General features: G+C 59.4%; 22 protein-coding genes. 12 read left to right on the top strand and 10 right to left on the bottom strand.

The features are described 5' to 3' along the window. The first annotated feature begins 21 nt into the window (after positions 1–21). Positions 22–477, top strand: a complete 456-nt coding sequence (locus ACODTD_RS14160) for a YiiD C-terminal domain-containing protein (protein ID WP_011331985.1) — start codon at positions 22–24, stop codon at positions 475–477. A gap of 29 nt (positions 478–506) precedes the next feature. On the opposite strand, the gene cysQ is transcribed toward ACODTD_RS14160, so the two are convergent. Both cysQ and nudE read right to left on the bottom strand, forming a co-directional pair. Continuing rightward, positions 507–1,340, bottom strand: a complete 834-nt coding sequence (cysQ, locus tag ACODTD_RS14155; RefSeq protein ID WP_041475109.1) for a 3'(2'),5'-bisphosphate nucleotidase CysQ — start codon at positions 1,338–1,340, stop codon at positions 507–509. Between the two features lie 5 nt (positions 1,341–1,345). Beyond that, positions 1,346–1,912, bottom strand: a complete 567-nt coding sequence (gene nudE / locus ACODTD_RS14150) for an ADP compounds hydrolase NudE (RefSeq protein WP_007952641.1) — start codon at positions 1,910–1,912, stop codon at positions 1,346–1,348. A gap of 88 nt (positions 1,913–2,000) precedes the next feature. Here nudE and yrfG point away from each other — a divergent pair, with 88 nt between their 5' ends. Continuing rightward, on the top strand, positions 2,001–2,663 hold the full coding sequence (yrfG, locus tag ACODTD_RS14145; RefSeq protein ID WP_011331983.1) for a GMP/IMP nucleotidase: 663 nt from the start codon (positions 2,001–2,003) through the stop codon (positions 2,661–2,663). Positions 2,664–2,756: 93 nt separating this feature from the next. Here yrfG and lysM read toward each other — a convergent pair whose 3' ends face one another. Next, a complete protein-coding gene (lysM, locus tag ACODTD_RS14140; protein WP_011331982.1) occupies positions 2,757–3,197 on the bottom strand; it encodes a peptidoglycan-binding protein LysM in 441 nt (146 codons plus the stop codon). A gap of 137 nt (positions 3,198–3,334) precedes the next feature. On the opposite strand from lysM, the gene ACODTD_RS14135 reads away from it, so the two are divergent. From ACODTD_RS14135 to ACODTD_RS14120, 4 genes are all read left to right on the top strand, one after another. Beyond that, positions 3,335–4,222 carry a LysR family transcriptional regulator gene (locus ACODTD_RS14135; protein WP_011331981.1) on the top strand — a complete coding sequence of 296 codons (888 nt, stop codon included), beginning with the start codon at positions 3,335–3,337 and terminating at the stop codon, positions 4,220–4,222. Between the two features lie 92 nt (positions 4,223–4,314). Continuing rightward, complete coding sequence (gene fdhD / locus ACODTD_RS14130; protein WP_011331980.1) at positions 4,315–5,154, top strand: formate dehydrogenase accessory sulfurtransferase FdhD; 840 nt, start codon at positions 4,315–4,317, stop codon at positions 5,152–5,154. Then, complete coding sequence (locus tag ACODTD_RS14125) at positions 5,151–7,499, top strand: FdhF/YdeP family oxidoreductase (protein WP_221615540.1); 2,349 nt, start codon at positions 5,151–5,153, stop codon at positions 7,497–7,499. Before fdhD ends, ACODTD_RS14125 begins: the two co-directional genes overlap by 4 nt. A 288-nt stretch (positions 7,500–7,787) precedes the next feature. Further along, the gene (locus ACODTD_RS14120) at positions 7,788–8,267 is read left to right on the top strand and encodes a glycine zipper domain-containing protein (protein ID WP_011331978.1); all 480 of its coding nucleotides are present in this window, start codon (positions 7,788–7,790) and stop codon (positions 8,265–8,267) included. Positions 8,268–8,332: 65 nt separating this feature from the next. On the opposite strand, the gene ACODTD_RS14115 is transcribed toward ACODTD_RS14120, so the two are convergent. From ACODTD_RS14115 to ACODTD_RS14100, 4 genes are all read right to left on the bottom strand, one after another. Continuing rightward, positions 8,333–8,764 (bottom strand): acyl-CoA thioesterase, encoded by a 432-nt coding sequence (locus ACODTD_RS14115; protein ID WP_011331977.1) that lies wholly within the window; start codon positions 8,762–8,764, stop codon positions 8,333–8,335. Between the two features lie 31 nt (positions 8,765–8,795). Further along, entirely contained in the window at positions 8,796–10,019 is a 1,224-nt protein-coding gene (locus ACODTD_RS14110) for a 3-hydroxyacyl-CoA dehydrogenase (protein WP_011331976.1), read from the bottom strand. Between the two features lie 109 nt (positions 10,020–10,128). Continuing rightward, complete coding sequence (locus ACODTD_RS14105; RefSeq protein ID WP_489104951.1) at positions 10,129–12,057, bottom strand: RecQ family ATP-dependent DNA helicase; 1,929 nt, start codon at positions 12,055–12,057, stop codon at positions 10,129–10,131. A gap of 372 nt (positions 12,058–12,429) precedes the next feature. Further along, the gene (locus ACODTD_RS14100; RefSeq protein ID WP_011331974.1) at positions 12,430–12,933 is read right to left on the bottom strand and encodes a hypothetical protein; all 504 of its coding nucleotides are present in this window, start codon (positions 12,931–12,933) and stop codon (positions 12,430–12,432) included. 303 nt (positions 12,934–13,236) lie between these two features. Between ACODTD_RS14100 and ACODTD_RS14095 the strand changes: the two genes are divergently transcribed. The 5 genes from ACODTD_RS14095 to nadS all read left to right on the top strand — a co-directional run bounded on the left by ACODTD_RS14095 (position 13,237) and on the right by nadS (position 16,314). Then, the gene (locus ACODTD_RS14095; protein WP_011331973.1) at positions 13,237–13,518 is read left to right on the top strand and encodes a hypothetical protein; all 282 of its coding nucleotides are present in this window, start codon (positions 13,237–13,239) and stop codon (positions 13,516–13,518) included. A 102-nt stretch (positions 13,519–13,620) separates the two neighbouring features. Then, complete coding sequence (locus ACODTD_RS14090) at positions 13,621–14,748, top strand: hypothetical protein (protein WP_011331972.1); 1,128 nt, start codon at positions 13,621–13,623, stop codon at positions 14,746–14,748. Positions 14,749–15,298: 550 nt separating this feature from the next. Beyond that, positions 15,299–15,598, top strand: a complete 300-nt coding sequence (locus ACODTD_RS14085; RefSeq protein WP_011331971.1) for a hypothetical protein — start codon at positions 15,299–15,301, stop codon at positions 15,596–15,598. 111 nt (positions 15,599–15,709) lie between these two features. Then, positions 15,710–16,024, top strand: a complete 315-nt coding sequence (locus ACODTD_RS14080; RefSeq protein ID WP_011331970.1) for a type II toxin-antitoxin system RelE/ParE family toxin — start codon at positions 15,710–15,712, stop codon at positions 16,022–16,024. A 2-nt stretch (positions 16,025–16,026) separates the two neighbouring features. After that, a complete protein-coding gene (nadS, locus tag ACODTD_RS14075; protein WP_041475108.1) occupies positions 16,027–16,314 on the top strand; it encodes a NadS family protein in 288 nt (95 codons plus the stop codon). Positions 16,315–16,379: 65 nt separating this feature from the next. On the opposite strand, the gene ACODTD_RS14070 is transcribed toward nadS, so the two are convergent. Together ACODTD_RS14070 and hslO are read right to left on the bottom strand one after the other, a co-directional pair. Then, positions 16,380–17,921 (bottom strand): phosphoenolpyruvate carboxykinase, encoded by a 1,542-nt coding sequence (locus tag ACODTD_RS14070; protein WP_007952682.1) that lies wholly within the window; start codon positions 17,919–17,921, stop codon positions 16,380–16,382. A 181-nt stretch (positions 17,922–18,102) separates the two neighbouring features. Beyond that, positions 18,103–19,005: an Hsp33 family molecular chaperone HslO gene (hslO, locus tag ACODTD_RS14065; protein WP_489104950.1), complete on the bottom strand. Its 903-nt coding sequence runs from the start codon at positions 19,003–19,005 to the stop codon at positions 18,103–18,105. 104 nt (positions 19,006–19,109) lie between these two features. On the opposite strand from hslO, the gene ACODTD_RS14060 reads away from it, so the two are divergent. After that, entirely contained in the window at positions 19,110–19,910 is an 801-nt protein-coding gene (locus ACODTD_RS14060; RefSeq protein ID WP_011331967.1) for a phosphatase PAP2 family protein, read from the top strand. A 67-nt stretch (positions 19,911–19,977) separates the two neighbouring features. On the opposite strand, the gene ACODTD_RS14055 is transcribed toward ACODTD_RS14060, so the two are convergent. Further along, complete coding sequence (locus ACODTD_RS14055; RefSeq protein ID WP_011331966.1) at positions 19,978–20,385, bottom strand: RNA-binding S4 domain-containing protein; 408 nt, start codon at positions 20,383–20,385, stop codon at positions 19,978–19,980. Between the last annotated feature and the right edge of the window lie 36 nt (positions 20,386–20,421).

Here is a 20,421-nt window from a genome sequence, read left to right as displayed (position 1 = left end):
TCTGCCGCAAGAGGTCCGGGCATGAAGCACGACAGCCGTTATCTGGAATCCGTACTCCATCACGACATCCCGCTGACCCGGGACATGGGACTCAAAGTGCTCGACTGGCAGGAACAGCAACTGCGCCTGCATCTGCCGCTGGACGCCAACGTCAATCACAAGAGCACCATGTTCGGCGGCAGCCTGTATTGCGGTGCGGTGCTGGCCGGTTGGGGCTGGCTGCATTTGCGTTTGAAAGAGGAAGGCATCGAAGACGGGCACATCGTGATTCAGGAAGGACAGATCAGTTATCCACTGCCTGTGACCGGCGATGCCATTGCGATCTGCCCGTCACCGAGTGCAACGCAGTGGAAGAAATTTCTGGCGATGTATCAACGTTACGGACGGGCGCGATTGACTCTGCATACGCGGGTCGTCAATGCCGGTAGCAATGAGGATGCAGTGACCTTCAGCGGGCAGTACGTCCTGCACCGCTGAGGGCTTGGCGCTCCGGGCCGGGAGCGCTGTTACGAATGGGCCAGTTCCAGCAACTTCGAACGCCACGCCGCTTTTGCCGGCAGTGCAAGAAAGAACGCGTTGCGTAACGAATCCCGTGGTGGATAGCAGAACGCGTCACCGTTCAAATCCAGAACCTCGCCGCCGGCGCCTTCCAGAACGCCCTGCGCCGCCGCTGTGTCCCACTGGGACGTCGGCGCCAGTCGCGGGTAACAATCGGCCGCCCCTTCGGCGAGCAGACAGAACTTCAGCGAACTGCCGATGTTGGCCAGTTGCAACTCGCCAAGGCTGGCACTCAATCCGGCCAGCAAGCGTTCCTGCTCCGGACTCGAATGACGGCGGCTGGCAACCACGGTGAACGCTTCGCCCGGCCCCGGCACATCACGCACCTGAATCGCCACCGGCGTGCCGCCCGTGTCGCCGCGCCAGGCACCGAGCCCGGCTCCGCCAACGTAGAAGCGACCGTTGGTCGGCATCGACACCACACCGAACACCACCCGGCCATTCTCGATCAACGCGATATTGACGGTGAATTCTTCGCTGCCGCTGATGAACTCCTTGGTGCCATCCAGCGGGTCCACCAGCCACCAGCGCTGCCAGCCTGCACGCACGCTTTGCGGGATGTCGGCGTCCTCTTCGGACAGCACCGGAATGCTCGGATCCAGCGCTGTCAGGCCGGCCACGATCACGTGGTGAGCGGCCATGTCCGCCGCCGTCACCGGTGAATCATCGGACTTGGCGGTGACGGCCACATCGGCACGCCAGAACGGCAAAATCGCCTCACCGGCCCGCAATGCCAGCTCGACCACCGGCGCCATCAACGGATGGGGAAAATTCATTGGCATCTCACTCATGACTGGAAAAATCCGCGCTGGGTCAGCAGGTCGCGGGTCAGGTATAGCGCCGCCAGGGCGCGCCCCTCACTGAAATTCGGATTCTGCGCCAGCGTCGACAGCTCTCGCAGATTGACCTTGTCCACGCGCATCGGCTCAGGCTCATCGCCTTCAAGGCGCTCCTCGTACAGGTCGGTGGCCAGCACCACCTGAATTTTCTGGCTCATGTAACCGGGGGACAACGACAGCTCGGTCAGATGCTCCAGTTGTCGCGCGCCGTAACCGGCTTCTTCCTTTAGCTCACGCTCGGCGGCGGCCAGCACATCTTCGCCAGGTTCGATCAGGCCTTTGGGCAGCGACAGTTCATATTCGTCGGTGCCGCCACAGTATTCCTCGACCAACACCGCGTGCTCGGCATCGAGCATCGCCACGATCATGACCGCGCCGTAACCGGCGCCCTTGCCGACCAGCCGCTCGTAGGTACGTTCCACGCCGTTGGAGAAACGCAGCTTCAGCTCTTCGACGCAGAACAGCCGGCTGGTGGCGACGATCTCGCGGGCAAGTACGGTGGGTTTCTGGCGCATGCAAAGCTCCTTGGCGTGAACGCGCTACTATAACGCGGCTTTTCCGATTGTTTGCGTCGGATATCTTTCTACCGTTCGAGACGTTGCCATGCCTTCATTACCGTGGTCCGACATCGATACCGTTCTGCTGGACATGGACGGCACGTTGCTGGACCTGCACTTCGACAACCATTTCTGGCTGGAACATCTGCCGCAGCGCTACGCCGAACTGCACGGCGTGAGCCGGGCGATGGCGGAAATGGAATTGCAGCCGCTGTTCGAGCGCCATGCCGGTCAGTTGCAGTGGTACTGCCTGGACTTCTGGAGCGCGGAGCTGAAGCTGTCGGTGCGTGAGCTGAAACTGGAAACCGCCCACCTGATCGCCCTGCGCCCGGATGCCGACACCTTTCTGGACGCGATCAAACGAGCCGGCAAACGCGTGGTGATGATCACCAATGCGCACCGCGATTCACTGTCGCTGAAACTGGAACGAATCGAACTGGCGCCGTACTTCGAACGGCTGATCAGCTCCCACGATTACGGCTTCCCCAAGGAGAATCCGCAGTTCTGGGATGCCTTGCAGGCCGACATCGGTTTTGACCCGGCACGCAGCCTGTTCATCGACGACACCTTGCCGATCCTGCGCAGTGCGCGGAATTTCGGCGTGGCGCATCTGCTGGCCGTGAAGGAGCCGGACAGCCGTAAAGGGCCGAAGGACACCGGGGAGTTTGCGGCGGTGGAGGATTATCGGGATTTGATTACGGGCCTGTAGACCACATCGTCCCCATCGCGAGCAGGCTCGCTCCCACAATGGAAATGCATTCCAATGTGGGAGCGAGCCTGCTCGCGGTAGCGGTATCTGCGATTACTCGGGAATGCGCAGCGTCTGCCCCGGATAGATCTTGTTCACATCCTTGAGCATTGGCTTGTTTGCCTCGAAGATCTTGTTGTACTGGTTGGCATTGCCATACACCGCCAAGGAAATCGCGCTGAGGGTGTCGCCCTTTTTCACCACTACGAAACGTGCGGCAGCCACCACTGGCCCAGTGACCGTGATCTGGTCATCGACACTGCCGACGCCTTCAATATTGCCCACCGCCAGCAGAATCTTCTCTTTCTCTTCCTGGCTCGCCACCTCGCCGGTGACCGTCACCTTGTCGCCATCCACCGTCGCCTGAACATTCGGGTTACCCAACCCGACCTTGCTGATATGTTCCTTCAATTGCTCGCTGGCATTGGCGTTGCCGGGGGTCAACAGGTCGAGCAACTTCTCACCGGCCTCTTTCACAAAGCTCAAAAGACTCATCGCGCACACTCCTTGATTAAAGTTCCAGACGCCCAAGCCTAGACCACGCCGGACAAACCCGGTTGCGGCCCGACCAATGACCCTGCCCCCGCGCAAGCGGTAGAATCGCCCACCCTTGCCAGCGCCCCGGAGCGAAGATGGACATCAAGCAGCTGAAATTCCTCATCGCCCTCGACGAAACCCGCCATTTCGGCCAGGCCGCCGCCCGCTGCCACATCACCCAGCCGACCCTGTCGATGCGCCTGCGCAGCCTCGAAGAAGAACTCGACCTGCCACTGGTCAACCGTGGCCAGCGCTTCGAAGGTTTCACCGCGCCGGGCGAACGGGTGTTGGCCTGGGCGCGCACCGTGCTGGCGGCCTACGACGGCTTACAGGCGGAAGCGGCGGCCTGTCGCGGCAACCTGATCGGCACCCTGCGGCTGGGCGTGGTGCCGTTGTCGAGTTTCGATGCGCTGCCTTTGATGCAACGCCTGCACGCGCAACACCCGAACCTGCGCTTCGAACTGTCTTCGCTGAGCTCGGAACAGGTTCTGGAGCAACTGGCGAACAACCGCATCGACATTGGCGTGTCTTACCTGGACCGCCTCGACGGCGAGCGTTTTGAATCCCTGGCGTTCAGTGAAACGCAGATGGGCCTGCTCTACGACCAGCGATTCTTCAGTTTTGGTCAGGCGCCGCTGAGTTGGGAATCGCTGATCGAACTGCCACTGGGCATGCTCACCAGCGGCATGCATTTTCGCCAATCCATCGACCATAACTTCCACAGCCGTGGCCTGACGCCACAACCGTTGCTGCAAACCGACGCCGTTCACCAATTGTTGCAAGCCGTGCACGGTGGCCTGTGCTGCGCGGTAATGCCACTCGATGGTGGTCTGGAAAACCTCACGGATAACCTGCGCCTGCAACCCATCGAAAACGCCCAGACCCTCGCCCGACTGGGGCTGATCATGCGGCGCGGGGCACCACGATCGGCGTTGGCCGAGGCCTGTTTCGCGCTCTATCAAAAATCACCGACGGACGCTTGATCGACGGCATCTATCGAGGGATCGACACTAGCGATTAGACGCGACATCTTGCCGCGCCTAGTCTTAACGTTGATCAATCCATCGGTGATGCCATGAACGCCAAGCGCCCGGCCTGCGCGGCGCCCGCTCTCGAAACACCCGCGCCTGCCGCCAGTCAGACCTACAGCTACAGCGATCTACCCCTCGCGGAATCGGCCAGCACCGCGCTGGCCGAAGAAGTCGCGTTGGCGATTGCCTACAACGGCATCAGCCAGGCCGTCATGCTGGTGACGCCGACCGACCTTGAAGACTTCATCGTCGGTTTCAGCCTCGGCAGCGGCATCATCGAAGACGCCTCGGACATTTACGATCTGCAACTGAGCGGTTCGGGCTCGGCGCAATACGCGCAAGTGACCATCGCCAACCGCGCGTTCTGGAACCTCAAGCAACAGCGTCGGCAACTGGCCGGCACCAGCGGCTGCGGGTTGTGCGGCGTCGAAGCAGTGGAGCAGGCGTTGCCTGATCTCAAGGTCTTGCCCGGCGCCCCCTTGCCGCCCATCGAATGGCTCGACGGTTTGCGTCAGCGCATCGGTGCTTTTCAGCCACTGGGTCAGCACTGCGGCGCGGTGCACGCGGCAGTGTTCATGAACGCCAGCGGTGAATTGCTGCTGGGCCGCGAAGACATCGGCCGGCACAACGCCCTCGACAAACTGATCGGCGGCCTGATCCGGCAAAAGATATCGACAGCCGGTGGCCTGGCGATTGTCACCAGCCGTTGCAGCCTCGAATTGATCCAGAAAGTTTTGCGGGCCGGGATTCAGACCCTGGTCAGCCTGTCCGCGCCCACCGGCCTTGCCGTGCAATGGGCCCGGCGCCACAACCTCAATCTCATCCACCTGCCGCAGAAAAACGCGCCGCGGGTGTATAGCCCAGAAATGGAGAAACACCCGTGAGCCAACATCATCAAGCCGACCAGAAACCCGTCCCGCGTTACAAGCCTTACAAGGGCCCGGCCGGCGGCTGGGGTGCCCTGATCAGCGTGGCCCAGGCCTGGCTGACCAGCGACAACGCGCTGAAAAATCTGCGCATGATGCTCAAGACCAACCAGAACGGCGGCTTCGACTGCCCGGGCTGCGCCTGGGGCGATTCGCCGGAAAGCGGCATGGTCAAGTTCTGCGAGAACGGCGCCAAAGCGGTGAACTGGGAAGCGACCAAGCGCCGGGTCGATGGCAAATTCTTCGCCAAACACAGCGTCACCTCGCTGCTGGAACAGAGCGACTACTGGCTCGAGTATCAGGGTCGTTTGACCGAACCGCTGGTGTATGACGCCGAAACCGATCGCTACAAACCCATCAGCTGGGACGATGCATACGCGCTGATCGGCAAACACCTGCAAGCGCTGTCGAGCCCGGATCAGGCCGAGTTCTACACCTCGGGTCGCGCCAGCAACGAAGCGGCGTACCTGTATCAACTTTTCGTGCGCGCCTTCGGTACCAACAACTTCCCTGACTGCTCGAACATGTGCCACGAGGCCAGCGGCGTGGCGCTGGCGCAGAGTGTCGGCGTCGGCAAAGGCACCGTGACCTTCGACGACTTCGAACACGCCGATGCAATTTTTGTCTGGGGCCAAAACCCCGGCACCAACCACCCACGCATGCTCGAGCCGCTGCGTGAAGCGGTGAAACGTGGCGCTCAGGTGGTGTGCATCAATCCGCTGAAAGAACGCGGTCTGGAACGCTTCCAGCATCCACAGCACCCGATCGAAATGCTCACCAACGGCGACAAGCCGACCAACACCGCGTACTTCCGCCCCGCGCTGGGCGGCGACATGGCGGTGTTGCGCGGCATGGCCAAGTTCCTGCTGCAATGGGAACGCGATGCGCAGAAGGCCGGTGCGCCGGCGGTGTTCGATCACGATTTCCTCAATGAGCACAGCGTCAATGTGCTCGAATACATTGGCGTCGTCGATGACACGCCGTGGGAGCAGATCGTCGAGCAGTCCGGCCTGACCCTGGTGGAAATCGAACAGGCGGCGCGCATGTACGCCAAAGGCAAGAACGTGATCATGTGCTGGGCGATGGGCATCACTCAGCATCGTCACTCGGTGCCGACCATCCAGGAAATCGCCAACCTGATGCTGCTGCGCGGCAACATCGGCAAACCCGGCGCCGGTCTGTGCCCGGTGCGTGGCCACAGCAACGTGCAGGGCGACCGCACCATGGGCATCAACGAACGTCCGCCGGTGGCGTTCCTCGATTCCCTGGAGCGTCGCTTCCAGTTCAAGGTGCCGCGCCACAACGGGCACAACGTGGTCGAGGCGATTCACGCGATGGCGGAAGGTCGCGCCAAGGTGTTCATCGGGCTGGGTGGCAACTTCGCTCAGGCCACGCCGGACAGCCCGCGCACGTTCCAGGCCCTGAGCAACTGCGACCTGACCGTGCAGATCAGCACCAAGCTCAACCGCAGCCACCTGGCTCACGGCAAGGACGCGCTGATCCTGCCGTGCCTGGGCCGTACCGACATCGACATCCAGACCGAAGGCCCGCAGGCCGTCACCGTGGAAGACTCGTTCAGCATGGTGCACGCCTCCAACGGTCAGTTGCAGCCGCTGTCTAACCAGATGCGCTCGGAGCCGTCGATCATCGCCGGCATCGCCGCCGCGACCCTGGGCAGCCAACCGGTGGACTGGAACTGGCTGGTGGCCGACTACCGACGCATCCGCGAACTGATCGCCGACACCATTCCGGGCTTCAAGGACTTCAACGAGAAGGTCAAGAACCCGGGCGGTTTCTACCTCGGCAACAGCGCCGGTGCGCGCAAGTGGAACACCACGTCCGGCCGGGCCAACTTCAAGCCGAACATGCTGCCCAAAGACCTGATCCACGAGCGCACCCGCGCCACCGGCAAACTGCCGGACCTGATCCTGCAATCGATGCGTTCTCACGATCAGTACAACACCACGATCTACGGTCTCGACGACCGTTATCGCGGGGTGAAGGGACAGCGTGACGTGCTGTTCGCCAACGAGGCGGACATCATTCGCCTGGGCTTCAAACCGGGGCAGAAGGCTGACATCGTGTCGCTGTGGGACGATGGCCGCGAGCGTCGGGTGAAGGGTTTCACGCTGCTGGCGTTCGATATACCGGCGGGGCAAGCGGCGGCTTATTACCCTGAGGTGAACCCGTTGGTGCCGCTGGAAAGCACTGGCGATGGCAGCCATACGCCAACGTCGAAGTTCATCGCTATCCGGCTGGAAGCGGCGAGTGAGACGGGGCTGATCATGGCCAAGTCGGCCTGATTCTGATTGCTCCCACGCTCTGCGTGGGAGCGCAGCCGTGTACGCTCCGCGTCCGAAAGTCAGACTCGATACATCTCGCAGACACTTTTCAAACGCCCACAAAAAAGGCCGCCTTGTGATCAAAGCGGCCTGTCCGAAGTAGCTAAAGACCGGCGAAAAACCGTTAAGTTCCGCCCAAAAATCAGCAACTTGCAGAATTGTATACAGGTCGTGCTATTCGTCGGATTTCGATTGTCACGACCATCGCAGAGCCTCAGGATCGCGCCGTCATCCCTTTGAGGCTCCTCTATGAAGTTCTCCTCGATTCTCTTGTTGTCCCTTGGCCTGGTCAGTGGCTTCGCTTCTGCCGGAGGCACCACCGAAGCAGGTGTGGGCGGCGCATTGGGCGGGGTTCTTGGCTCGGTCGTCGGTCAATCCTTAGGCGGCAGTACAGGTTCAACCATTGGCGCGGCCCTGGGCGGCGCGGGTGGTAGTGCGGTGGGCGCCGACAAGCGCAGCCGTGGCGAAGCAGCCATCGGCGGTGCGCTGGGCGCAGCCGGCGGCAACGTGGTCGGCCGCAGCATGGGCGGCACCACCGGCAGCCTGATCGGCGCAGCAGCCGGTGGCGGCGCGGGTGGCGCGCTGGGCAACTACATGGGCAACAAGAGCGATGACGATGATCGTCATTACGATCGTCGCCATGATGATCGTCGCTACTACCGTGACCGTCACCCAGGTCGTGGCCATGCCTATGGCCATCGCAAGCACCACCGCTACTATCGCGACTGAGGCCTGGCCTCGTTAGCTGATACCCCCAGATCGCAGCTCCCCCGGGCTGCGATTTTTTTTGCCCGTCACACCGTCAGGCGTTCCAGCGCTTCGCGCAATCGGGCCGGAATCGACACCGGCTGATTGGATGCCCGGTCGACGAATACATGCACGAAGCGCCCGGCGGCACAGGCTTCCTGTTCTCCTTCCTTGAACACCGCCAGTTCGTATTGCACCGAACTGTTGCCCAGCTTACCGACCCGCAGACCGATCTCGATTCGATCCGGGAAAGCAATCGACGCGAAGTAGTCGCAAGACGAACTCACCACAAACCCCACCACCTCGCCGTCATGAATATCTAACCCTCCAACCTGGATCAGGTAGGTGTTCACCGCCGTGTCGAAGAAGCTGTAATAGGTGACGTTATTGACATGGCCGTAGGCGTCATTGTCGTGCCAGCGCGTAGTGATCGGCTGGAAATGCGGGTAATCGCTGCGTTGCGGCATCGGGTTGGACATCAGTGTCTATTCCTGGAGTGATCTGCTCAGTCTAAAGGTAAAAACCCTTGCCTCGCGCCGCCAGCTCGCCGATCAATGGCGCCGGCCGCCAGTGATCGCCCTGCCGAGTCTCCAGCGCCAGCAATCGCTTGTGAATATCGGCCAGCCCCTGATCGTCCGCCCAGGCCATCGGCCCGCCCCGCTCCGCCGGGAAGCCATAGCCATTCAGATAGACCTGATCGATGTCATGCGCCGACTCGGCAATCCCTTCCTGCAGGATCTTCGCACCCTCGTTGACCAACGCCAGCAGACACCGCTCGAGGATCTCCTCCGAGCCGATATCCCGCCGATGAAATCCCAACCCTTCGCTGACACTCAACACCAGCGCATCGACCTCGGGATCATGCTCGGCCTGACGGCTGCCCGGCTCGTAATGGTAATAACCGTTGCCGGACTTCTGACCGAACCGACCCTGCTCGCACAAACGGTTATCCACCTGAACCTCCGGCGCGTCCTGCCCCTTGCCTGCCAGCTCGCGGGCACGCCACTCGAGATCGATGCCGACCACGTCGTACATGCGGAACGGCCCCATGGCAAAACCGAAGCTCTGCAAGGCTGCATCGACCTGATGCGGGTACGCCCCTTCGAGCAACATCTTGCGCGCTTCGAGCACGTACGGATGGAGCATGCGATTGCCGATAAAGCCGTGGCAGTTGCCCGATACCACACTGACCTTGCCCATGCGCTTGCCCAGCTCAAGCGCAGCCTCCAGCACAGCCGGTGCGGTCTGCGCGCCACGGACTATTTCCAGCAACTTCATGATGTGTGCCGGGCTGAAGAAATGCAGGCCCAACACTTGAGTCGGGCGCCGTGTCGCGGCGGCAATGGCGTCGATGTCCAGCGCCGAAGTATTGCTCGCCAGCAGCGCCTCGGGCTTCAGCACGCCATCGAGCTCGCGGAAGATCTTCTGCTTGAGCTCAAGATTCTCGTACACCGCTTCGATCACCAGATCGACATTGCGGATCGCCACATAGTCGGCCGCCTTGCTGACACGGGCAATCCGCGCATCGGCTTCGGCCTGATCGATCCGTCCCTGCCGCACGTTGTGTGCGTAAGTCTCGGCCACGCTGGACAGCGCCTGTTCGAGCATCTGTGGATTGTTATCGACCCACTGCACTGACACGCCGGCATTGGCCAGGCACATGACAATGCCGCGGCCCATGGTGCCGGCGCCGATCACGGCGGCCTGCTGAATAGCGAAGGATGTCTGGCTCATGTTGTTCTCTTGTTGGCGATCCGAAGACAGCCATCACCTTAGTCAGCCGCCGGGCATTTTTGAAGTTCATTGCCGTGATGATCGACATTCAGCAGATGGATTCGAGACCTCAAAGATGCGCCTGAGCCCAGGCCCGAACCTCGGCGTAGGGATACTCCTCCAGTGCCGCAAACCCGGAAATGGCCCGGGCCTTGAGTTTGGTAAACAGCGGCACACTGATTCCGCAGAGGAACCGGGTCAGCCGCTCGGCCGACGGAGCACTGCCAGCGTACTGCTGATGCCTGTGGATAAATTCCCCACACAACTCCGTAAAGTTTTTATCCACAAGCGCCGGCAATTCCGGCGGTGCCGGCAACCGGGCGACGTGCCCGTGGCACACCGAGCAATGCCCGCATTGCTGCGGCGCATTGTGATCACCGAAATATTCGGCCAGCCGATAACCGAGGCATCGCTCGGTGGCGAACAGCTCGAGCATGGCGTGAATCCGCGCCACTTCGGTTTGCTCGTGGAGGGTGAAGTACTCATGCAGTTCAGCGCTCAAGACCTGGCTGTCGTAATCGCCACGCAGGACGTTGTAGACCTCGGTCATCTGCTTGCTCTCAAGCTCGACCCAGCCCTTTTCCTGGAAATAGTCCAGGGCCTTCACCACCCGGTTGCGCTCGGCGGAATACTGCTCGTACATCGCCTCGAAATCCACCGTGGCCCAGGTGCGTGCGCGGCTTGAGGTCTGGATGATCGCGGCGACGAAATCCCTTCGTTCACCTTCGAAACGCTCAAGCAACGTGTCGGGCTCCAGCAGGTATTTGAAGCGATATTCGGCGTAGTACGCGTAGCGCGGGGCAATCAGTCCTCGCAACTCCAATTGCACCAACAGCGTCTTCAAGGGCAACGCACGAATGTTGCTCTGATCCGCCAGCGGCCCGAGCAGAAACTCCCATTGGCCTTCCGATGCAGCAGCCTGCAACTCGTCCAGCACATGACGAATGCCGTCCTGTTCCGGCGTGTCGCCATACACGAAGTTTTCCAGCACGTTGAGGCTGTCGCGGTTGGCCAGTACCAGACAATCAGACGGTTGCCCGTCACGTCCGGCGCGACCGATTTCCTGGCTGTAGTTTTCGATGGATTTGGGCAGGTCGAAATGCACCACGTTACGGATGTCGCTCTTGTCGATGCCCATGCCGAAGGCGATGGTGGCGACGATGCAATTGGACTGCCCGCCCATGAAGCGCTTCTGGATCGCATCCCGTTGCTCATGGGGCAAACCGGCGTGGTAAGCCTCGGCCTGAATGCCATTGCGCTCCAGATGTTCGGCAATCTGCTCGGCGGTTTTCTGCAGGGTCACGTAGATGATGCTCGGCTGCCCCGCGCGCTCGTTCATCCACTCCACCAGGCGCCGGCGCTTGTCCTGTCCACGCACCGGCTCGACCAGCAGATTGAGGTTGGGCCGGTAGAAACCGGTGGTCACCACATCGTCTGCCGCGATGGCGAATTTCGCCTGCATGTCGTCGATGACCTTTGGCGTTGCGGTGGCGGTCAGCAGAAGGGTTTGCGGGATGTTTAACTGACGCTGGTAGTCCGGCAGCTTGAGGTAGTCTGGACGGAAGTTGTGGCCCCATTCGGAAATGCAGTGCGCCTCGTCCACCACCAGCAGCGAGATCGGCACCTGCTGCAAAAAATTGCGAAAGCGCTCGTTCTTCAAACGCTCCACGGAAATCATCAGGATCTTCAATTCGCCCGAACGGGCGCGGGCCATCACATCGTTGGCGTCTTCGCGGCTCTGCGTCGAGTCGATGCTGCCTGCGGATATCCCGTGCCGGCGCAAGAACTCGAGCTGATCCTGCATCAGCGCCAGCAACGGTGAGACCACCAGCGTCAGGTGCGGCAGCAAGAGTGCCGGCACCTGGTAACAAAGGGATTTGCCGGAGCCGGTGGGAAATATCGCGGCTGCCGAGCGCCCGGCGAGCACAGCGCTGATCGCCGCTTCCTGGCCGGGTCGAAACTGTGGATAACCGAAAACCTGTTCCAGGGTGTTGTGCATTCGCTGTCACTCCGTTGACCGCTGTGATGCCAACAGCCTAGCGGGCGATCGCAGCGAGTCGAGAAAAGGTCGGGGGTCAAATCGATACGGAATGATACAGCGTCAAATGCACCACCACGGCCTCTAACAAACGAAACACTTTCTTTCTCGCCGAAGTCGTGATCGCGAGTGTAACGTCCATCGAACATCGCGCCAGGACGGCCGATGACTCTGGATTATCACCAAGGAAGACACATGTCGAATCGTTTGAAACTGCCCTTCGCTCTTGTCATCGTTGCCCTGTTGCTGAGTGGCTGCACCCCCTTTCCCGGCGACCTTCCCCCACTCGCCGGCGAGGTGACAGCGAGCCCCACGCCAACGGCTTAGCAGGCTCTACGGCTGCAACACCGCCACTCGCAATTGCTCGTTCAACAGTTGCTCATGCACGCCCTGGCTTTTGCTGGCCCACAGTGCATGGGCCGGGCTGATATCACCGGTGAATGCCGCCGCCAACTGACGCAGGTCGGCGACACTGCGCACCCGTGGACAGAACGCTTGCTCGTCACAGTTCTGACTGGCGTTGCGATAGGTGGTGAACAGACGATCCCATAGACCGTCACGCACCTGACGGATCGACTTGAGCTGCACATGCGGCACGTCGAGACGTTTTTTCAACCCGGATTCGTCCAGGCATTCACTGGCCAGCAGTGCCTTGCCGAACATCAGCACTTCGGCACGGGACGCCGTGTCGATGCTCGCCTGTGTTGTGAGGGCGTCCGGCCATTCTGTGCGCTCCACTTGCGTGAGCACCATTGCATTGCTTGCTTCGGTGGCCATCGCCAAACGACAACCACTAACCCACAGCAAAACGATCGAGGCCATTCGTAGCCACTGCATACCTAATTCCCTTTAAGTCTGTGTCGGACGCCTGTAAACGCCCTACGGATTCTGGCGCGCACCATACAGAGGTTTACTCTGAAACGCCTGATAATCACGTCGGAAAATTCGCCAATAAGGGTTTGGCTTTGAAAAACCGAAAAAACATGTAGGGCAAATGCCCATATCATGGAAAAACCCTTACGAAATCTGTCCATTGCGGCCGTCTTGTCCCTCCGGTCAGCGTCCTTCTATAGTGGCTGGCGCGACTGAAAACACTGTGTCGGCTCACCGAAGCGACTTCGTAAAGGACGCACCTTAATCATGAATATGTACACACCGCTGAATACCCGTTTTCTCCCTCTCAAGACTTGCGAAAGCGACAAGCCGGTATTGGTTATCGACACCGAGGCAGAACCGGGCGACCTGCTCAATGCCGCCGATCAACGCCTGCGTGCCGCCAGCGATCTGCTGGAAACTCTTTACTGCGTATGTTTCAAACAGGCCGATGTGAAAGACATCCCCAACATCGTTAACGCGCTTTATTTGTTGACGCAAGACGGTTGTGACTTGCTGAAAGTTGCCAGACAACGAATAAATAACTGATGGCGCCAGCCACACTTACAAAGTTCGCAACAACCCATCACTTCCATTACTACCAAGTTCAGAACTAGCCTGATCGCTCTTACATCAATCAAGAGCAACAACATGACTACACTAACTATTTTCTTCTGCGGTACAGGTTCGACAAAGTTTGATAGCGCCCACGAAAACTACTGGAATGGTGAATTGGTATCTACACTCGCCTCTCATCACACCGGGCGCGAGTTCGCCGACTGGATCGTGGTCGACGGTCCCGGCACCAGCAACCTGCAAGCCGATGAACTGTTCACCCAGTCCAAGGACTACGGCTTGAGCGGAACCCTGTTCGGCAAGGGCTGGGAGGAAAACGTTCAGCACGCGATGAACATCATCAAAGGCAAATGCGACTGGCAACGTCAGCAACTGACCGAAACGGAATACAACCGCCTCAAAGCCGCCGGCATTCCGATTGAAGATGTAAAGGTCGAAGGTTCCTGGCTATGGCGCAAATACAACTATGGTGATCGCAGCGTCACGCAGCAAAAGTTGCAAGAACAAATCATTAAAACGTTTCGCAAGGACGGCGTTATTCCAACGAAGGTCAATCTGGTGGGCTGGAGCCGCGGCGGTATCAGTTGCCATATGCTGGCCAACGCCATGTTCAATGACAGCATGCTGACAAACATTCCGGTTAATATCTTCGCCATTGATCCGGTACCCGGCATCGGTAACTTTCAGGAGCACAGGGTTAAACTCAATTACAACGTAAAGGAATACGTGGGCTTTTATGCACGGGACGAACGCTCCAAGGGTTTCAGCTGCGTCATCCCGCAAACCGCGACCGGCACCAAGACCAGCATCTTCCCGATGCCTGGCCGTCACGCCACTCTGGTCGGTAACGCCTCCGCCGATGGCAACAGTGGTCCCAAAGTGCTGGCCGAACCCGGCCTCATCGTCCGCCACTTTGCCGAGGTCTGCCTGAAACGCTGGGGCACCGTACTCGACAAAAACCTTAACCTCACCGACGCCGACCTTCGCAACCACACCGCCGCCATCGTCAACGCGGCAGCGAAATACAAGGCCATGGAGAAGTGCTCCTACACCTGGTTCACCGAGCTGGATCAAGGCGAACGCTACGTATCGCTGGGCAGCAAAGGCGTGCCGTTCTCGACGGTGAAAGGCGGGATCTACACCCCGGCGACCGGGCTGACGACGAGTGTGCTGGATGTTGAGGGGTATCGGGCGATTCGTTGAGGCGGGACTGGTAACAGACGTCAACACAATCACGGGAGAATTGAACGATGGATAGATCCACTGACGGAATTGAACCTCACTGCGACGAGGAGGCCTACAAAGAGTGGGTTACTCGGCAAGTTCAGAAAAGCATCGATGATCCCCGCCCAAGCATCACCGATGAAGAGTCGAGACGCTTGATGGCAGCGAAACGTGAACTGTTGAGAACAAGCAAGAATCAGTAGGAACAACCCTATTGAATCTTCGTCCACGTCCTACATGGAGCGATGCCTTATCGGCTATCGCCGTTTGTTAGCTCAAATCTATAGTCGTGACTGTCGTTGCCAAATCAGCGACTCGGGTTTGGTCACCTGAAAATGAGAGAGAAACTTCGCATGCCCTTGTATGCTTGCCGCCTGATTCATGCGGCACGCTTTATGGCGGCTGTGTTTGGGACGCTTCGGCGTGCCTGGAGTTCTCTCTCTCTGGTTGACCAACCCGAACACAGTCCGCCTCCTATCGTTTGGTCATGATGTTGGCGGTTCTTCTGATACTTGAGAGAGTCTAACCAATGAAATTATGGAACCAATTCCCCAACGATCGCTACCGCCCACTTGATACCAACCTCACCGACACCAAGCCATTGGTCATCGACACCGAGGCCGACCCGCAAGACATCCTCGAATGCGCCGTCCAGCGCCTGCGCGCCTCAAGCGACCTGCTGCAAACCCTCTACTGCCTCTGCTTCAAACACGCCGACGTCGAAGACATCCCGCACATCACCCACGCCCTTTATCTGCTGACCAAAGACGGCTTTGACCTGTTACAGGTCGCCCAGCAACGAATGCTCAACTGGAAAGCTCCAGTCTGAGGTTGAGTGATCAGATCGTTCCCATGTTCGACATGAGAACGATCACTTACCAGTCATCTACTCAAATCCCGCCAGCATTGCTGGAAAGTAAGCCAATGGCGTACATTTGCGATGATTTTTATTGAGACTCGGATCTTTACCCGTCGAGTAAAAGAGCTGCTGGACGATGACACTTACGCCGCTTTTCAGAAGCAACTGGTTGTAAGTCCTTCGATTGGCGATGTAATTGAAGGCACAGGCGGGATCCGAAAAACCCGAATCGCAGCGAAAGGACACGGCAAGCGAGGCGGAGCACGGGTTATCTACTACCACTTCGTTTCGGCATCACAAATCGGGTTATTGATGATCTACCCTAAAAATGAACAACACGATCTGTCCAGCGATGAGCGTAAAGCACTCAAGGTCTTGATCGAAAAATGGAGATGACCATGAGCAAATTTTTTGATGAGCTGATGGAAAGTGTGCAAGAGATGGACGAGATCGTACGAGGCGAGCGCACACCTTCTCGCGAATTCCACGTTGATGCATTGCAGGTCAAAGAAATTCGTAAAGCTACCGGTTTGACCCAGGCCAAATTTGCGGCACTGATCGACGTCCAGCTCGGCACTCTACGAAATTGGGAACAGGGTCGTCGCGAGCCAACCGGGCCGGCAAAAGCTCTGCTCAAGGCCATTCATAACGACCCGGTTCATGTTTTGAATGCATTGGCCCATTGAGAAAATGAACGCTCACAAAAAAGCCGCCCTCAACAGGCGGCTTTTTCATTCACCAAAACTAAGTCTTACAACTTAGGCCCGGCAGCCTTGATCGCGTCGCTCACTTCGAACTTCTTGAAGTTCTCGATGAACAGACCGGCCAGTGCTTTGGCAGCTTCGTCGTACGCAGCCTTGTCAGCCCAGGTGTTGCGTGGGTTGAGCAGGTTGGTTTCGACGCCCGGTACGGCCAGTGGCACGTCCAGGTTGATGGTGTCCAGGTGCTCGGTGGCTGCACCGATCAGCGCGCCGCTCTGGATCGCTGCGATCACCGCGCGGGTGGTCGGGATGTTGAAGCGTTTGCCGACGCCGTAGCCACCGCCGGTCCAGCCGGTGTTGACCAGGTAGACCTTGGAGCCGAAGCCGCGGATGCGCTTGATCAGCAGTTCAGCGTATTCGCCGGCCGGACGCGGGAAGAACGGTGCGCCGAAGCAGGTGGAGAAGGTCGACTTGATGCCGCTGCCCGAACCCATTTCAGTCGAGCCCACCAGTGCGGTGTAGCCGGACAGGAAGTGGTAGGCCGCTTGTTCTTCGTTGAGGATCGACACTGGCGGCAGCACGCCGGTCAGGTCGCAGGTCAGGAAGATCACAGCGTTCGGCTCGCCGCCCAGGTTCTTCTCGGAACGCTTGGCAACGTGCTCCAGCGGGTAGGCCGCGCGGCTGTTCTGGGTCAGGCTGACATCGGCGTAGTCGGCGTGCTTGGCATCGTCGATCACGACGTTTTCCAGCACCGCGCCGTGCTTGATGGCTTTCCAGATGACCGGCTCGTTCTTCTCGGACAAGTCGATGCACTTGGCGTAGCAGCCGCCTTCGATGTTGAAGACAACGCCTTCGCCCCAGCCGTGTTCGTCGTCACCGATCAGGTAACGGCTTTCGTCGGCGGACAGGGTGGTCTTGCCGGTGCCCGACAGACCGAAGAACAGGGTCACGTCGCCTTCTTCGCCGATGTTGGCAGCGCAGTGCATCGGCAGCACGTCAGCGGCCGGCAGCAGGAAGTTCTGCACGGAGAACATGGCTTTCTTCATTTCACCGGCGTAACGCATGCCGGCGATCAGCACTTTCTTCTGGGCGAAGTTGATGATCACGCAACCGTCGGAGTTGGTGCCGTCACGCTCTGGCACGCACTCGAAGTTGGCGACGTTCAGCACTTGCCACTCTTCGCGACCGGCCGGGTTGTACTGGGCCGGGTTGATGAACAGGCAACGACCGAACAGGTTCTGCCAGGCAGTCTGGGTGGTCATCTTCACGGCCAGGTAGTGATCTTCGGCCGCGCCTACATGCACGTGGGAAACGAAATGCTCTTGCGCGTTGTTGAATGCTTCAACACGAGCCCACAGCGCGTCGAACTTGTCGGCCGGGAACTTGCGGTTGATCGGGCCCCAGGCGATGGCAGCCTGGGTGGAAGGCTCTTCAACGATGAAACGGTCGACTGGCGAACGGCCGGTGCGATGACCGGTGCGAACAACCAGAGCGCCGGTATCGGCAAGCTCGCCCTCACCGCGGTTCAGGGCTTCTTTTACCAGATCATCAACACTCAGATCGGTGTACACGGCGTTATTGGCTTGCGTCATGAGGTTCCCCGTCGGCCAGTGGCCGAGTGTGCTCCAAACGTTTTGTAGTAGAAAGTCGTGCACTACTACCGCGAAAAAAGTGGGCCGGATTATGCCAGAAAAGCCCAAAAAGAGTAGGGCCCTCCCGTCGTAACGGCGTAATTCCGTCGTTGAGCAGTGAATTTACCTGCGCTGAACCGTTTTAGTGCCGGGTATCTGACGGCGTCTCGACGCCCGCGCCAGCGAACAATTGAGCGATATCCGCCGCGTCGAACAGGTAGCGCTGGTTGCAGAACTGGCAATCGATCTCGACCTGGCCACCTTGCTCGGCCACCAGTGCCTGCGCATCTTCCAGACCCAGGCTGACCAGTGCATTGCCCGAACGCTCGCGGGAGCAGCTGCAGTGGAAGCGCAGTTTCTGCACATCGAACAGACGAACCTGCTCTTCATGGTAGAGGCGATGCAGAACCGTTTCGTTGTCCAGGCTCAACAGTTCATCAGCGGTCAGGGTGTTGCCCAGCGCGGTGATGTGCTGCCAGCTGGCGGCGCGTTCTTCTTCGTCTTTCAGGCGATCGGCCGGCAGTTGCTGCAGCAGCAGACCACGGGCACGACGGCCATCGGCACAGAGCTTGAAGCGAGTGCCGACCTGCTGGGACATGACGAAATAGTTGGTAAAGCAGTCGGACAGGGTTTCGCCGTCGAGGTCGACGATGCCCTGATAACGCTGGCCGGCGATCGGGTCGACGGTCAAGGCCAGGACACCGTTCGGCATCAGGTCGCCAAGGGTTGCGTCGGCCGGGATCTGCTCGGCGTGGTAGCGCGCCAGGCCACGAATCTCGTGCTCGCTGGAGCACTCGATCATCAGCAGCGGGATCGGGCCTTCGGAACGGGCCTGAAGAATCAGCAAGCCATCGAATTTCAGGGTGCCCACCAGCAACGAGGCGGCGGCCATCAGTTCACCCAGCAATTGCGCAACCGGTTCCGGGTACGGGTGCTTGGCGAGCACTTCGGCGTAGCTGCGCTCCAGCGACACCAGTTCGCCGCGCGTGTCGCTGTCATCGAAGATGAAGCGTTGGGTGTAATCGGTATCGAGGAAATCGGTCATAGGTCTGGGTATCTGAATGTGATGACAAAATGGTTACAAAGAATGAAAATCCCGCGCTTCTGGCATCCTTTTTGATGCCGATGTTCAGCCACGGGAGGCATTTTATGAACAATCCGGGTTTGTTCCAATCAAGGTGGAACCTCGGCCGGCTGGTTCTGTGCAACGTTGTGCCATTGGCACTGCTGGCTTTCTGGTTATGGCCTACAGGTCAGATGCTGTGTGTGATTTTCGACGAGTGGCTGTTCCGCTCACTCAATGCACCGCTGGCCAGCAACCCCATATGGCTCCACATCTGGGCAATTGCAAGTCTGCGACCGTTCGACATTGTCGTCGGTGTGATTCTGCTGATGCTGCTGATCAAGGGCGACTGGGTGTTCAGGGCAATTGATGTACGCCGCGCATTTTTCGGTTTTTTTTCGATCCTGCTGCTGATGGTGGTGATCCGCGCGCTGTTTTCCAAGTTCTCCGATCACATGGGCTGGCAGCACAGCAGCCCGTCGATGGTGCTCGAAGGCGCGGTGCATATCAGCGATTACTTCCCGCATCTGGAGAAGACCTGGGAGCTGAAGGACCGCTCGAGCCAGAGCTTCCCCGGTGACCACGCATCGGTGCTGCTGATCTGGGCTCTTTTCATGGGCGTGTTCAGCCGTACGGCTGGTCAGTTCCTGGTGATCTGGGGTCTGGCGCTGCTGTTCATGTTGCCTCGCCTGGTCGCCGGTGCACATTGGGGCCAGGACGATTACATCGGCGGCATGCTGCTGGCGGTGTGGGCACTGGGCTGGGGTTACTACACGCCGTTTGCTTATCACGCGGCGAACTTCTGGCTGAAGGTCACGGCGCCGGTGTTCCGGCTGCTGGGCAAACTGCCGATGGTTTCGCGGATGAGCGTGGTGTCCGCGCAGTAATCAACGGTTACTGAAAAAACGCAGCCGCCGGCGGGTCTTGAGCCCAGGCCGTCAGGCTGCGTTTTTTTTATTCGCCGCTACTATTCCCACGAAATTTAAACAGATCCCGACGCTGCTTCTTGCTCGGTTTGCCGTCGGTGGTCACACCCAGAGCGCCCGCCTTGCGCATCGCCGCAGCCGCTTCACGTTTGGCAATGCTGGCCTCGGTCTCGGCGTACAGCGTCTGCGCCTCAGGTGCGCCGCGACGCACGATCGACAAGGCCTGAACCACCACGGTCTTCTCATCGAAGCCGGCGCGAATCTCGAATTCGTCGCCAATGCGTGGTTCTTTGCCGGGCTTGCAGCGCTCTCCCCGACAATGCACCTTGCCACTCTCGATGGCGGCTTTGGCCAAAGCGCGAGTCTTGAAAAAACGCGCGGCCCACAGCCACTTGTCGAGACGAACCTTGTCGTCTTCTTCGCTTTTTTGTGCCATATGAATTCCTCGTTCAGCCAGTAGTCGGAACTGTAC

The organism is Pseudomonas sp. FG35, from assembly GCF_057809295.1.
The sequence above is the reverse complement of the archived record's forward strand: the minus strand, read 5'-3'. Positions and strand labels throughout refer to the sequence as shown.